At 70.9% G+C, this 12136-nt stretch carries 15 protein-coding genes and 1 pseudogene; 7 read left to right on the plus strand and 9 right to left on the minus strand.

Annotated features, from left to right (window positions below):
• Nucleotides 1–9 precede the first annotated feature (9 nt).
• Nucleotides 10–168: a hypothetical protein gene (locus AMYBE_RS45375; RefSeq protein WP_020657698.1), complete on the plus strand. Its 159-nt coding sequence runs from the start codon at nt 10–12 to the stop codon at nt 166–168.
• Nucleotides 169–396: 228 nt separating this feature from the next.
• Here the strand turns inward: AMYBE_RS45375 and AMYBE_RS0102220 are convergent, their stop codons facing one another.
• Entirely contained in the window at nt 397–1035 is a 639-nt protein-coding gene (locus tag AMYBE_RS0102220) for a GNAT family N-acetyltransferase (RefSeq protein ID WP_245573142.1), read from the minus strand.
• 35 nt (nt 1036–1070) lie between these two features.
• The gene (locus AMYBE_RS0102225; protein ID WP_020657700.1) at nt 1071–3254 is read right to left on the minus strand and encodes an MMPL family transporter; all 2184 of its coding nucleotides are present in this window, start codon (nt 3252–3254) and stop codon (nt 1071–1073) included.
• A 193-nt stretch (nt 3255–3447) separates the two neighbouring features.
• Here AMYBE_RS0102225 and AMYBE_RS0102230 point away from each other — a divergent pair, with 193 nt between their 5' ends.
• Nucleotides 3448–4023 (plus strand): TetR/AcrR family transcriptional regulator, encoded by a 576-nt coding sequence (locus tag AMYBE_RS0102230; protein ID WP_020657701.1) that lies wholly within the window; start codon nt 3448–3450, stop codon nt 4021–4023.
• 325 nt (nt 4024–4348) lie between these two features.
• On the opposite strand, the gene AMYBE_RS0102235 is transcribed toward AMYBE_RS0102230, so the two are convergent.
• The 3 genes and pseudogenes from AMYBE_RS0102235 to soxR form a co-directional block, all read right to left on the minus strand.
• Nucleotides 4349–4567, minus strand: coding sequence for a hypothetical protein (locus AMYBE_RS0102235; RefSeq protein WP_020657702.1), 219 nt, complete (start codon nt 4565–4567; stop codon nt 4349–4351).
• A gap of 207 nt (nt 4568–4774) precedes the next feature.
• A pseudogene (locus AMYBE_RS40805) lies at nt 4775–5311 on the minus strand (RNA 2'-phosphotransferase); the annotation flags it as partial.
• 43 nt (nt 5312–5354) lie between these two features.
• Nucleotides 5355–5816, minus strand: coding sequence for a redox-sensitive transcriptional activator SoxR (gene soxR / locus AMYBE_RS0102245; RefSeq protein ID WP_020657704.1), 462 nt, complete (start codon nt 5814–5816; stop codon nt 5355–5357).
• A gap of 60 nt (nt 5817–5876) precedes the next feature.
• Here soxR and AMYBE_RS0102250 point away from each other — a divergent pair, with 60 nt between their 5' ends.
• Together AMYBE_RS0102250 and AMYBE_RS0102255 are read left to right on the plus strand one after the other, a co-directional pair.
• Nucleotides 5877–6569 carry a thiamine pyrophosphate-dependent enzyme gene (locus AMYBE_RS0102250; protein WP_027927304.1) on the plus strand — a complete coding sequence of 231 codons (693 nt, stop codon included), beginning with the start codon at nt 5877–5879 and terminating at the stop codon, nt 6567–6569.
• On the plus strand, nt 6569–7459 hold the full coding sequence (locus tag AMYBE_RS0102255) for a transketolase family protein (protein WP_020657706.1): 891 nt from the start codon (nt 6569–6571) through the stop codon (nt 7457–7459). The genes AMYBE_RS0102250 and AMYBE_RS0102255 overlap by 1 nt, the downstream gene beginning before the upstream one ends.
• Nucleotides 7460–7492: 33 nt before the next feature.
• Here the strand turns inward: AMYBE_RS0102255 and AMYBE_RS0102260 are convergent, their stop codons facing one another.
• On the minus strand, nt 7493–7678 hold the full coding sequence (locus AMYBE_RS0102260) for a hypothetical protein (protein ID WP_020657707.1): 186 nt from the start codon (nt 7676–7678) through the stop codon (nt 7493–7495).
• A 129-nt stretch (nt 7679–7807) separates the two neighbouring features.
• On the opposite strand from AMYBE_RS0102260, the gene hisH reads away from it, so the two are divergent.
• The 3 genes from hisH to AMYBE_RS0102275 all read left to right on the plus strand — a co-directional run bounded on the left by hisH (nt 7808) and on the right by AMYBE_RS0102275 (nt 10125).
• Nucleotides 7808–8431 carry an imidazole glycerol phosphate synthase subunit HisH gene (gene hisH / locus AMYBE_RS0102265; RefSeq protein WP_020657708.1) on the plus strand — a complete coding sequence of 208 codons (624 nt, stop codon included), beginning with the start codon at nt 7808–7810 and terminating at the stop codon, nt 8429–8431.
• A gap of 193 nt (nt 8432–8624) precedes the next feature.
• Nucleotides 8625–9356 (plus strand): bifunctional 1-(5-phosphoribosyl)-5-((5-phosphoribosylamino)methylideneamino)imidazole-4-carboxamide isomerase/phosphoribosylanthranilate isomerase PriA, encoded by a 732-nt coding sequence (gene priA, locus AMYBE_RS0102270; RefSeq protein WP_027927305.1) that lies wholly within the window; start codon nt 8625–8627, stop codon nt 9354–9356.
• Between the two features lie 421 nt (nt 9357–9777).
• Nucleotides 9778–10125 (plus strand): DUF1330 domain-containing protein, encoded by a 348-nt coding sequence (locus AMYBE_RS0102275; RefSeq protein ID WP_020657710.1) that lies wholly within the window; start codon nt 9778–9780, stop codon nt 10123–10125.
• Between the two features lie 8 nt (nt 10126–10133).
• On the opposite strand, the gene AMYBE_RS0102280 is transcribed toward AMYBE_RS0102275, so the two are convergent.
• From AMYBE_RS0102280 to AMYBE_RS0102290, 3 genes are all read right to left on the minus strand, one after another.
• A complete protein-coding gene (locus tag AMYBE_RS0102280) occupies nt 10134–10517 on the minus strand; it encodes a PPOX class F420-dependent oxidoreductase (protein WP_020657711.1) in 384 nt (127 codons plus the stop codon).
• A gap of 122 nt (nt 10518–10639) precedes the next feature.
• Nucleotides 10640–11608: a hypothetical protein gene (locus tag AMYBE_RS0102285; protein ID WP_020657712.1), complete on the minus strand. Its 969-nt coding sequence runs from the start codon at nt 11606–11608 to the stop codon at nt 10640–10642.
• Nucleotides 11605–12120, minus strand: coding sequence for a sigma-70 family RNA polymerase sigma factor (locus AMYBE_RS0102290; RefSeq protein WP_020657713.1), 516 nt, complete (start codon nt 12118–12120; stop codon nt 11605–11607). The genes AMYBE_RS0102285 and AMYBE_RS0102290 overlap by 4 nt, the downstream gene beginning before the upstream one ends.
• Between the last annotated feature and the right edge of the window lie 16 nt (nt 12121–12136).

Consider the following 12136-nt stretch of genomic DNA (forward strand, 5'->3'; position numbering starts at 1 on the left):
CTAACCCCTGTGAGCAAAGAGTGGATCGCGGTCCTGCTGCTGGCCCTCGGCGGCTTCCTGATCGGCGGGGTCTACTCGCTGTGGAAGACGGCGAAGGCCTTCGCCGTCGTGCTGGGTATCGCCGCGGTACTGGCGGTCGGCGGCGCGGTGGCCTGGCTGGTCAGCTGACCGGTCGGCGGGCAGCCGAGCCCGGCTCGCGGTCAGCCCAACCGGCCGCGATCGCGAGCAGCCGGCCAGACTGACCGCCGAAACCGCCAGCGGCTAACGCGAGCAGCCGGCCAGACTGACCGCCGAAACCGCCAGCGGCTAATGCGAGCAGCCGGCCAGACTGACCGCCGAAACCGCCAGCGGCTAATGCGAGCAGCCGGCCAGACTGACCGCCGAAACCGTCGGCCGCTAACGCCGATAGACCGCCTCCGCCAGGGTGGCGTGCTTCTTCCACCCCAACGTCTCGTACAGCGCGCGCCCCTGGTCCGTCGCGCCGAGCACGCCGAGCACCGCACCGTCGTCGAGCGCGTGGTTCGCCAGCGTGCGCATCACGAACCCGCCGAGCCCGCGCCGTTGATGCGCGCTTTCGGTGACCACCCGGTCCACCACCACGGCCTCGCCGACCGCTGCCATCTGCCCCTTGGCCGCCTGTTCGCCTGCCGAGTCCTGCACCCGGACGAACGTGACGGCTCCGCGCCGCCGCACCGACGCGGTGTACCCGTCCGCGAGGACCGGGTTCGCGGCCTGCAAGTCCGTCGCCATGATGTGCCCGGTGTCTTCCCAGGCGACCGCCCAGCCGTCGGTCAGCCACGGTTCGATGGTCTGCGGCTCGGCGGTCGTCTTCAGCCACGTGCGAGGCGTCCGCGTCGCTTCGGCGGCGGCGCGGACCAGTGACTCCTCGGCGCGGGGGAGGACGTGCCGCCCTGCTTCCGAAGCGTTGCCGGGCACTTCGATGTGCAGCCCCCACGGCTTTTCGACCGGTGGCGGGGTGTCGCGCGAAAGCGCCCACCCGGCCACCCAGGTCCGTATTGTTTCCTCGATCAGCACGGCCGAAGGATACGAGCGGACACCGACAAAAACCGTCAGACCCGGGTCAGTTGCCGCCCGTCGTCTTCCGGCGCGGACAGCTCCCGCACCAGGCCCTCGCCCTCGACGTCGACGTTCGGCAGGATCCGGTCCAGCCACTTCGGCAGCCACCACGCGCCGCGGCCGAGCAGCGACATCACCGCGGGCACGATGGTCATCCGGATCACGAACGCGTCCACCAGCACGCCGAACGCCAGCGCGAACCCGATCGACTGGATCAGCGTCGACTCGGCCAGCACGAACCCGGCGAACACCGAGATCATGATCAGCGCGGCCGCCACGACCACCCGCGAGCCGTGCCGGAAACCGGTCACCATCGCCTCCTGCGGGTCGGCGCCGTGCACGTGCTCCTCGCGCATCCGGGTCACCAGGAACACCTGGTAGTCCATCGCGAGGCCGAACAGCACGCCGATCAGCAGGATCGGCAGCATGCTCATGATCGGGCCGGTCGAGGCGACGCCGAGCGGGCCGGTCAGCCAGCCCCACTGGAACACCGCGACCACCGCGCCGAACGTCGCGACCACGGAGCCGAGGAAGCCGAGCGTCGCCTTCAGCGGCACCACGACCGAGCGGAACACCAGCATCAGCAGCACGAACGCGAGTCCGACGATCAGTGCGAGGTAGGGCAGCATCGCGTCGGACAGCTTCTGCGACACGTCGATGTTGGCCGCGGTCTGGCCGGTCACCGCGAGGCTGCCGCCGGTAGCTTCCTGCAGCGGGGCGGACGTCGCGCGGATCGCCGAGACCAAGTTCTCGGTCTGGGTGCTGCTCGGGCCGCTCTTCGGGATCACGGTGAGCAGCGCGGTGTCGCCGGACGGATTGGCCATCGGCGGCGTCACCGCGGCGACGTCCGGCAGTTTGCTGATGTCGGACGCGGCCTGCTTGATCGCCGCCGGGTTCTTGTCCGGTCCGGTGTCGACGACGATCAGCAGCGGCCCGTTCGCGCCTTCGCCGAAGCTCTTGCTGACCAGGTCGTACGCCTTGCGCTGGGTGGAATCCGGCGCGGCGGTGCTGTCGTTGGGCAGGCCGAGCTGCATGCTCAGTGCCGGCACGGCGACCACGGCCAGCCCGACGAGTGCCGTCAGCAGCACCGGAACCCGGTGCCGTGCGACGAATCGCGCCCAGCGCTCGCCGTGCGACGGACCACTCGTGCGACGGCGGACCCGGATCCGGTTCTTGGCGACGCGCGCGCCGGCGAACCCGAGCACGGCGGGCAGCAGCGTCAACGCGATGAGCACCGCGATCGCGACCGTCACGGCGGCGGCGACGCCCATCTGGCCCAGGAACGGGATCCCGATGACGGTGAGCCCGGCGAGCGCGATGATCACGGTCAGCCCCGCGAACACGACGGCGGACCCGGCGGTGCCGATCGCCCGGCCGACAGCTTCTTCCGGTTCCCGGCCTTCGGCCAGCTCGTGCCGGTAGCGGGAAACGATGAAGAGCGCGTAGTCGATCCCGACCGCGAGGCCGATCATCAGCGCCAGCACCGGAGTGTTCGAGTTCAGTTCCATCGAACCGGAGGCGAGCAGGATGCCCGCCATCCCGACGCCGACCCCGACCAGCGCGGTGAGCAGCGGAATGCCCGCGGCCAGTAGCGAGCCGAAGGTGATGATCAGGACCACCGCGGCCACCGCGACGCCGAGCCCTTCGGTAGCCCCGGTTGCCGGGACGCCCTGTGCGGCGTCGCCGCCGTATTCGACCTGGAAACCCATCTGCTTCGCGCGGTCTCCGCTGGCGAGCAGCGCCTGCCGGTCGGCGTCGGCGAGCTCGAAGCCCTTGACCTGGTAGCTCACCTGCGCGAGCGCGACCCGGCCGTCCGGCGAGAGCGACTTCGCCTGGAACGGGTCGACGACCGAGGCCACCTTCGGCGCGGACCTGAGCTTCTGCACCACCGATTCGACGGCTGCCTGCCCGGCCGGGTCGGTGACCTTCTGCCCGTTGGGCGCGGCGATCACGACGCGCGCGGTGCCGCCGCCCGCGGACGCCTGCGGGAAGTGCTCGGCCAGCCGGTCGATCGCCTGCTGCGATTCGGTGCCCGGGATGGTCACCGAATCGGACAGCGAGCCGGACAGCGTGAGCGCGCCCGCGCCCAGCGCCATCAGAACCGCCGCCCACACCGCCGCGACAAGAGCTCGGCGGCGGAACGACAGCCTGCCGAGCCGATACAGGAAGGATGCCACGAGTCGTCTCCGTTTCGCCCGGAATGGGCTCTTCACCTGAGGGTCCGCACCTTCGAAGCTAGCCGATCGGCAAGGAGCCGCCAAGCCGATCGGCTAGGATGTGACTAGCCGCACGGCAAGTGTCCCGCTAGCCGGACGGCAGGTATGCTCGTGTGCCGCGGAGCCGCGCACTCCGCTTGACGAGGAGGGCGCGATGACGACCGCCGGACCGGTCGCGGACACTCGCACCAGGCTGCTCGCGACCGCGTTGAAGTTGTTCGCGGAGCACGGCGTGGAAGGCACGTCGCTGCAGATGATCGCGGACGAGCTGGGCGTCACCAAAGCAGCGGTGTACTACCACTTCAGGACGAAGGCGGAGATCACCGAGGCGGTCGCGGCACCCGGAATCCGCGAACTGGACGAGCTGGTCGTCGAAGCGGCGAAGCATCGGCGGCTGGGGGCCAGGGTCGATCATCTGCTGGAGGGGTTCGTCGAACTGGTGGTGCGGCACCGGGTGCTGGTGGCACTGTTCTCCAGCGACCCGGGCATCGACGCCGCGCTGGCGAAAAGCGCGCATGGCGTAGAGGGCTTCAAACAAGCGCTGATCACGATCGTGGCCGGACCGGAGCCGAGCGTGACAGACCGGGTCGCGGCGATGGTGGCGTTCACCGGGATCGCCATGGTGGGCGGGGCGCCGGACCTGGCCGAGGTGGACGACGAAACGTTGCGGCAAGAGCTGGTCGGGGTGGGCCGCCGGTTGCTGGGGCGGCCTCGGCGCCGGGTTTGCTGAGGGCTGCGGCTTCGGCTTCGCGTCAGCCGGAGTCTTCGCTGTCGGATTCGGCTTCGCGTTAGCTGCGGGCTTCGCATGCGCCTTCGCCTCGGCTGCGGCTCGGTGTGGCCGTTGTGAAGGGCCCTTTGAGGGAATCTACGTCCGGTAAGGGGCCCTTGACGGACGTTCGGCAGTGTCGGGGCGGGAGAATTCGGCGGTGGCGGGGCGGGGAGTGTGCGGCAGCGGCGGGGCGGAAAGCGTGCGGGGAGCGTTCGGCAGCGGCGGGGCGAATGCGTGCGGCGATGGCGGGCCGGAAACGTTCTGCGGCGGTGGAACGCGGCGGGGGTCAGGGCAGGCGGGAGTCTTTCAACTCGCGTGCTTCGCGCAGTTCCTCGGGGCTGAGCTGTTCCGGCGGGACCTGGACGACGCCGCGGAAGCGGCGGCACACCGGGCATTTCTGGACTCGGCGGTCACCCAGTCGAATCGCCTTCAGTGACACAAAAGGGATCCAGATGGTCGAGAAGTAATGCCCCTGGCTGCATTGCACGATCGTGTACTCGGGCATCGTCGTCTCCTCGCCCAGCTGGACTCCGCCGCCATTATACGGCCGCTATTCCTCCCCATCCCGGAACTGCGCCGCACCCAACCCCACCGTACCGAACCCTGCCCTACCGAACTCTGCCGTACCGAACTCTGCCGTACCGAACTCTGCCGTACCGAACCCCGCCGTGCCGAACTCTGCTGCCCGGAACTCCGTCGCCGGGAACTCCGTCGCAAGAAATTCCGCGGGCACTGCCGCGGTGAGCCATACCCCGTTGTCGCTCACCTGGAACACGTACCCCTGCTCGGCCATTTCCGCTGCCGCGACGGTCAGCACCACCGGTTTCCCGTGTCGTGTGCCGACTTTCACCGCGGTTTCCCGGGACGGCGACAAATGCACCGCATGGCGTTTCATCGGGCGGAGGCCTTCCGACCAGATCGCGGGCAGGAACCTGGTCGCGGTGCCGTGGTAGAGGATTTCCGGCGGGCTCGCGTCGGGGAGTTCCAAATCCACCGCCGCGCTGTGGCCCTGGTTGGCGCGGATCAGAGTCCCGGTCTCGTCGAAAGAGAACCGCTGTTTCGCGCACAGCGCGACGACCTCGTCCAATTCCGCCCGGCTCACCGGCATCCGGTTCCGGGTCAGGGCGGCCAGCAAGTCGGCGACCGGGACCCAGCCGCCCGGGGCGAGGGTCAGGCCGAGGCCGGCGGGGTCGTGGCGCAGGTGGCGGGAAAGCCGCTTGGAGACCCGGGTTCGGTGTTTCTCGTTCATCCGCGTCCAGTAACCCACGTCGACCCCCGCGGCGCAACGGAATTCAGATGCCGCCCTCGGCGACCGGCCGCAGTTTGCCCGCGCCGGGGCCGAACCGGGCCAGTTCGTCGTCGGCGTTGTACAAGCCGCAGCTGCGCAGAGACAGGCAGCCGCAGCCGACGCAGCCGGTCAGGCGGTCCCGGAGGCGTTGCAAGGCGTCGATCCGGGCGTCCAGTTCGGTCTGCCATTCGCGGGACAGCCGTGCCCAATCCGCTTTCGTCGGAGCGTGGTCGGCGGGCAGGGTCTCCAGCGCCGCGCTGATGTCCTCCAGTGACAGCCCGACTCGCTGCGCCGCCCGGATGAACGCGATCCGGCGCAGCACCGAACGCGCGTAGCGGCGCTGGTTGCCCGCGGAGCGTTCGGACGTGATCAGGCCGCGGTCCTCGTAAAACCGCAGCGCGGTGTGCGGCACTCCGCTGCGTTCCGCGACCTGTCCGATGCTCAGCTTGTCCGCCAACCTCGTCATTGCTTCAGGTTAGCGCTTGACCTTCAGCTTGGTCGAGGTTGCATCGTGACACTCATGACCATGACGACGAACGTGCCCGGCTACGCCGACCTGCCCCGGCTGATCTCGCTGATGACCGGGGACGACAAGCACAGCGCCGCTGCGGAGTCCACTGTGGACGTCCTGTGGGTGCTTTTCGACCGGGTCCTGCGGACCAGCCCGGCGACCGCGCGGGATCCGGCTCGCGACCGGTTCCTGCTGTCCAAAGGGCACGGCCCGATGGCGTACTACGCGATCCTCGCGGCGAAAGGCTGGCTGAGCGAGGACGAGCTCGCCGACTGGAGCTCCGCGCGCTCGCGGCTCGGCCACCACCCGGACCGGATCCGGGTGCCCGGCGTGGAGATTTCCAGCGGCTCGCTCGGCCATGGTCTCCCGATCGCGATCGGGACCGCGCTCGGCCTGCGGGCCCGCCGGTTCCGCTCGCGCGTCGTGACGCTGGTCGGCGACGCCGAACTGGACGAGGGCTCCAACAGCGAGGCGATCGCGGTCGCCGCGCGCCTCGGGCTCGATCGGCTCACCGCTGTCGTCGTGGACAACCAGTCCTCGACGCATGGCTGGCCGGGCGGCATCGCGCGCCGGTTCGAAACCGAAGGCTGGGCCGCGCGCACGGTGTCCGGCCGAGATCACGAAGCCCTGTACGAAGCGTTCACCAGTACGCATCCGGGACAGCCGCTCGCGGTCGTCGCCGTCGTGGAACCGAAAGGCGCGCACTGATGCCGAACATGCGAGAAACCTTCCTGGCCACCGCCGAGGAGATCGTCCACGCCGATCCGGACGTGGCGATCGTCCTCGCCGACATCTCGGCCGCCCAGCTGGCCGGCGCCGCCCGGCGGCACCCGGACCGGGTGATCAACGTCGGAATCCGCGAACAACTGCTGGTCAGCACCGCCGCCGGGCTCGCGCTCGCCGGGCTGCGGCCGATCGTGCACACCTTCAACGCGTTCCTGGTCGAGCGCGCCTTCGAACAGATCAAGCTGGACCTCAGCCATCAGGAACTCGGCGCGGTGCTGGTGTCTTACGGCGCGTCCTACGACATGCCGATGGAGGGCCGCACCCACCAGGCGCCCGGCGACGTCGCGTTGATCGACACGCTGCCGGACTGGTTCGTGCACGTGCCGGGGCATCCGGACGAGGCCCGCCGGCTGCTGCTCGACTCGGTTCCCGGCGACAGCCGCACGTACCTGCGGCTCTCCGCGCAGCAGAACTCCGCCCCGCACTTGGGCATCGGGCTTCAGCGGATCCGACGGGGAACTCGCGGCGCGGTGATCGCGGTCGGGCCGACGCTCGACCGGGTACTCGAGGCGACCGAGGGGATGGACGTGTCGGTTCTCTACACCTCGACTGTCCGGCCGTTCGACGCCGAAGGGCTGCGTGCCGCCGTGGGGGAAACGGCCGAGGTGGCGTTGGTCGAGCCGTACCTGCGGGGCACGTCCGCGCACCAGGTGTCGGACGCGCTCGCGGACCGGCCGCACCGGCTGCTGAGCATCGGCACCCGGCGCGACACCGAGGTCCGGATCTATGGCACGCTCGCCGACCACGACCTCGCGCACGGGCTGGACAGCGGCTCGATCGCGTTGTCCCTCAAGGAATTCTTCACCAGCTGAGCCGACTGCCGGGCAATGGGCAACCGGCCGTGGTCACCAGCCGCGGTCGGTGTGTCGCGGGGCGTGCGGCACGGGCGCGACGCGCCGGCGCGTGCGATCGATCTCCGCGCGGGTGGTCTGCTGGGGGATGGCCAGCTCCCTGAACTGCGGAAACGGCACGCTTTCGATGTCGTCCCGCCAGGCTTGCAGCATCCGGTTAAGCAGGTCGGACTCGGACATTTCGTCCTCTTTCCGGGTCCGGGGGCGCCGGCGGCGCCTCAGGCGGATAGGGGGATACCCAGATCGGCCCGCGGCGAAACGGGGTCAGCCGGGAAATCTCGTGGGGACTAGGCTCGTCCTGTGTCTCGTGTGGTGATTCTCGATTACGGTTCCGGCAACCTCCGCTCCGCCGAACGCGCCGTCGCGCGCGCGGGCGCCGAGGTGGAGGTCACCGCGGATCCGCATGCCGCGCTCGAAGCCGACGGCTTGGTGGTGCCCGGCGTCGGTGCGTTCTCCGCGTGCATGCGCGGGCTGCTGGACGTGCACGGGCACCGCATCATCGGCAAACGGCTCGCCGGCGGCCGCCCGGTGCTGGGCATCTGCGTCGGGATGCAGATCCTGTTCAGCCGCGGCGTCGAGCACGGCGAGGAGACCGAGGGCACCGGCGAATGGCCGGGCACGGTCGAGCGCCTGCACGCCGGCGTGCTGCCGCACATGGGCTGGAACACCGTCCGCGCCCCGGCCGATTCGCAGTTGTTCTCCGGCATCGACCCGGACGAGCGGTTCTACTTCGTGCACTCGTACGCGGCCCGCGTCTGGGAACTGGACTCCGGCCTGGCCGGCCAGCAGCCGAAGGTCACCTGGGCGAACCACGGCGAGGACTTCGTCGCGGCGGTGGAGAACGGTCCGCTGTGGGCGACCCAGTTCCACCCGGAGAAGTCCGGCGACGCGGGTGCGCACCTGCTCCGTAACTGGCTCGCCACGCTCGGCTAGGTTCCGGCACGGCAGCGGCCTTTCCCTGGGCGACCGAGCTTGCCTCGGGCCGCTGACAGCGTGCCCGAGGGACGTGCAGTCATCGCCGATCGCGCCTGGGCGGACGTCGACGCGGGTGTCCCGGTGGACCTCGTCCGTGGCTGACCAGCATCCCCCGGACGGTGCCGCTGCCCCGCGCCTCTAGTCTGTGCGCGTGACTTTCACGCTCCTTCCCGCAGTTGATGTGGCCGACGGCCAGGCAGTCCGACTCGTCCAGGGCGAGGCGGGCACCGAGACGTCCTACGGCAGCCCGCTCGAAGCGGCGCTGCAGTGGCAGCGCGACGGCGCCGAGTGGATCCATCTGGTGGACCTCGACGCGGCGTTCGGCAAGGGCAGCAACCGCGAACTGCTCGCCGATGTCGTCAAGCGGCTCGACGTGCAGGTGGAGCTCTCCGGCGGCATCCGTGACGACGCCTCGCTCGAGGCGGCGCTCGCCACCGGGGCCCGCCGGGTCAACCTGGGCACCGCGGCGCTCGAAGACCCGGACTGGACGGCCAAGGTCGTCTCCGAGTACGGCGACCGGGTCGCGATCGGTCTCGACGTGCGGATCACCGAGGCCGGGCACCGGCTGTCCGCGCGCGGCTGGACGTCCGACGGCGGCGACCTCTGGGACGTCCTCGAACGGCTCGACCGCGACGGGGCGAGCCGCTACGTGGTCACCGACGTGAGCAAGGACGGCACCCTGCGCGGCCCGAACCTGGAGCTGCTGCGCGAGGTCACCGCCCGCACCGACGCGCCGGTGATCGCCTCCGGCGGAGTGTCCAGTGTGGACGACCTGCGCGCGCTGGCGGCGCTGTCCGGCGACGGCGTCGAAGGCTCGATCGTGGGCAAGGCGCTGTACGCGGGCGCGTTCACGCTGCCCGAAGCGCTCGCGGCGGTTCGCTGACCAACGCTTCCGAAATGCGGTGCCGGGCCGACTGGCACCGCATTTCGCGTTTCAGGCCGGCACCGCCGCTTCCCTGGCCGGCTGCGTCCGCCCGGCCCGCCGGAGCTCCTCGACGCGGGCCAGATTCCGTGCCCGCCAAGCATTTCGCCCTCGCCGCGGCGAGCACCGCCGCTCCCCGCGGCCGGCTCGGAGGCGTCCGGCGGGCCGGAACTGTCGTCCGCGCGGCCCGGTCGATCGTCAGACAGCTGGCCGGCTGGGGGCGATGGTCCAGGTGGTGGAGCCGGAACGGTCCGCGCCGAACTCGCCCGGATCGGCCACGAACCGACTGAGCGGTACGCATTACCCGCCAGGTAATCGACGGCATGCAGCGGCGACGGCAGGATCCTTGGCAGACAAGGAAATCCGGTCGAAGGAGCCAGAAATGACCGCGTACGCCATCGCCCAGCTGCGCCAGCCCGGCCTCGTCGCCGACGAGGTCTATCAGTACCTGGAGCTGATCCAGGCGACGATGGACCCGTTCGAGGGCCGGTTTCTCGTGCACGGCGGCCGCACCCGGGTGGTCGAGGGCGCCTGGCCCGGCGCGACCGTCGTGCTGGAGTTCCCGGACTTCGCCGCCGCGCAGGCGTGGTACGAATCGCCCGCCTACCGCAAGATCCTGCCGCTGCGGACGGATTTCCTCGTGAGCGACACGATCCTGGTCGAGGGCTGCGGGCCGGACCACGACTCGGCCGCGATGGCCGCCGCACTGCGTGCGGCCCGGTCAGCGTGAGGACCGGCTCACCCGTCGACCTTGATCGCGATCCCGATCGTCCGCTCCGGCCCGCCGCGCAGCCGGCTGAAGAACATCGACACCCGGCCGACCACGCCGTAGTCGCGGGCGATCACGCGGCGGGCGTGCTCGCTGCCGTCGGCGTCGAGGAGCCGGGCCGTCCCGGTCGCCTCGGCACCGTGCAGCCGCCGTCCGCGCAGGTCGCACGCCTGCAGCCGGACGTCGCCGTTGTTGCGGATCCGCTTGACCTTGCCCGCGGTGCGTTCGGAGAACAGCACCAGTTCGTCGCCGTCGCGCGACGCCCACACCGGCGTCGGCACCGCCCGGCCGTCCCGGCGGAAAGTGGTGAGCACGACGTACTTCTCGGCGGCGAGACGTTCCAGTTCGGACATAGCGTCACGGTAGTCGGTAGCGGGCAAGGCGCCGCTCGCCGCGCCGATGCCGATCCCGCGCGCCGCCTTGGACAGCGTCGAACGTGCTTCCCCCAGGTCGGACCCGGCCGTGCCGCTACCGGTCAGCTGCCGCCCAGCCAGCCGTAATCCGGTGCCGAATCGAGGACGATTCCTTCCGCCACCGCGACGAGCTGGTCCTTCGGCACCCGTCCGGACGCGGTCAGCCACCGCCCGGACGGCAGCTTCACCGAGACCAGGGCGTCCGCCGGCCCGGACGCCGGGACGTACGCCCCGGTCAGCGCCCGGACTCGGACCGGAGCCGACCCGCCGAGCGAGGGCGGGGCCCCGGCGACGGTCACGTGCACCGTTCCGGTCGGCCCGCTCGCGTCGAGCACCGTTTCGGCGTTGGCGGAGTCCGGTCCGCGCACGGTCGTCGCCTGCTCGCGCATCCCCGCGGGCAGCGGCCCGAACCGCGCCTCGCCGCGAACCCGCACCGGCGAGGCGGCCACCGAATCGGCCACCTGCTCGGCGACCGTCCTCGCGTCCGGCAGGCCGTCGACCGTCGCGGTCAGGACGTGTTCGTCGTCCGGCATCCAGGTCAGCGTGGCGGCGGTGCCGGACGAGCTGGTCACCATTCCGACCCTCCCGTGCACCACGACCTGGTCGGGCAGGGCGGAAATGCGCAGCGCGGTCTGCGCCCACGCCGGATCGGCCGTGGAATGCGAAGCCAGCTCGATCCGGCTCGCCCCGGACTGCCACTGCCGCACCTGCGGGGCGATCCCCGGCCCGCCCGAGCGGTACTGCTCGGTGAAGCCGCCGGGCAGCCAATCCGGCGCGTAGGTGAGCACCGGCTGTCCGGCAGCCGGGGTGAGTTGCGCGGTCGAGTCCGTCACCGCGGTGACCGCGAGCGGCACTCCGGCGGCGACGGCGACCACCGCGGCCGCCGCGGCCGCCAGTGCCAGCCGGGGACGGCGCCGCCGCTGCCGGGCGCGGGCGAGCGCGTTGAGCACCTCGTTGCCGTCGGGGGCCCGCTCGGCGAGCCGTTCGAGGCTGTCGCGCAGCAACGTCTCGGTCTCGTTCGACGGGGTCATTCTCCGGCTCCGGTGGTGAGGGCGGTCGGCAACGGACGGGCATCGGCGCGCAGAGCGGCGAGCGCGCGCGAGATTTGGCTGCGCACGGTGGAAACGCCGCAGCGGAGGAACTCGGCGATCTCGGCGTCGGTGTAGTTCTCGTAGTACCGGAGCACGATCGCGGCCCGTTGCTTCCGCGGCAAGGCGGCCAGCCGGGCGAGCATTTCGTCGCGCTCGTCGTAGGCGGCGCTGGGATCGGCGGTCGGCGGCCCGAGCGAGTCGAGCACCGAATGGTTCGACGGGATCACCCGGCGGGCCGCCCGGCGGCGCCAGGACAGGTACTCGTTGGTGATCATCCGGCGGACGTAGGTCGGCGGCGATTCGATCTTCGCCCAGCGTTCCTGGGCACGCAGGAGCACGTCCTGGACGATGTCCTGGGCCAGGTGCGGATCGTCGGCGAGGACGGTCGCATAGCGGAGGAGCCCGTCGAGGCGGTCCGCCACGAACTCGTCGAAACCGGTGGTCACGATCATGAGACGCGCGAGGGCC

Origin of the sequence: Amycolatopsis benzoatilytica AK 16/65 (assembly GCF_000383915.1) — a bacterium.
Lineage (GTDB): Bacteria > Actinomycetota > Actinomycetes > Mycobacteriales > Pseudonocardiaceae > Amycolatopsis > Amycolatopsis benzoatilytica.

Coding starts and splice junctions, on each gene's coding strand:
- AMYBE_RS0102255 (WP_020657706.1), top strand. CDS start 6,569: ATGCCGAACATGCGAGAAACCTTCCTGGCCACCGCCGAGGAGATCGTC.
- AMYBE_RS0102250 (WP_027927304.1), top strand. CDS start 5,877: ATGACGACGAACGTGCCCGGCTACGCCGACCTGCCCCGGCTGATCTCG.
- AMYBE_RS0102235 (WP_020657702.1), bottom strand. CDS start 4,567: ATGCCCGAGTACACGATCGTGCAATGCAGCCAGGGGCATTACTTCTCG.
- AMYBE_RS0102285 (WP_020657712.1), bottom strand. CDS start 11,608: ATGACCCCGTCGAACGAGACCGAGACGTTGCTGCGCGACAGCCTCGAA.
- soxR (WP_020657704.1), bottom strand. CDS start 5,816: ATGACGAGGTTGGCGGACAAGCTGAGCATCGGACAGGTCGCGGAACGC.
- AMYBE_RS0102290 (WP_020657713.1), bottom strand. CDS start 12,120: ATGATCGTGACCACCGGTTTCGACGAGTTCGTGGCGGACCGCCTCGAC.
- AMYBE_RS0102275 (WP_020657710.1), top strand. CDS start 9,778: ATGACCGCGTACGCCATCGCCCAGCTGCGCCAGCCCGGCCTCGTCGCC.
- AMYBE_RS0102260 (WP_020657707.1), bottom strand. CDS start 7,678: ATGTCCGAGTCCGACCTGCTTAACCGGATGCTGCAAGCCTGGCGGGAC.
- AMYBE_RS0102230 (WP_020657701.1), top strand. CDS start 3,448: ATGACGACCGCCGGACCGGTCGCGGACACTCGCACCAGGCTGCTCGCG.
- AMYBE_RS0102280 (WP_020657711.1), bottom strand. CDS start 10,517: ATGTCCGAACTGGAACGTCTCGCCGCCGAGAAGTACGTCGTGCTCACC.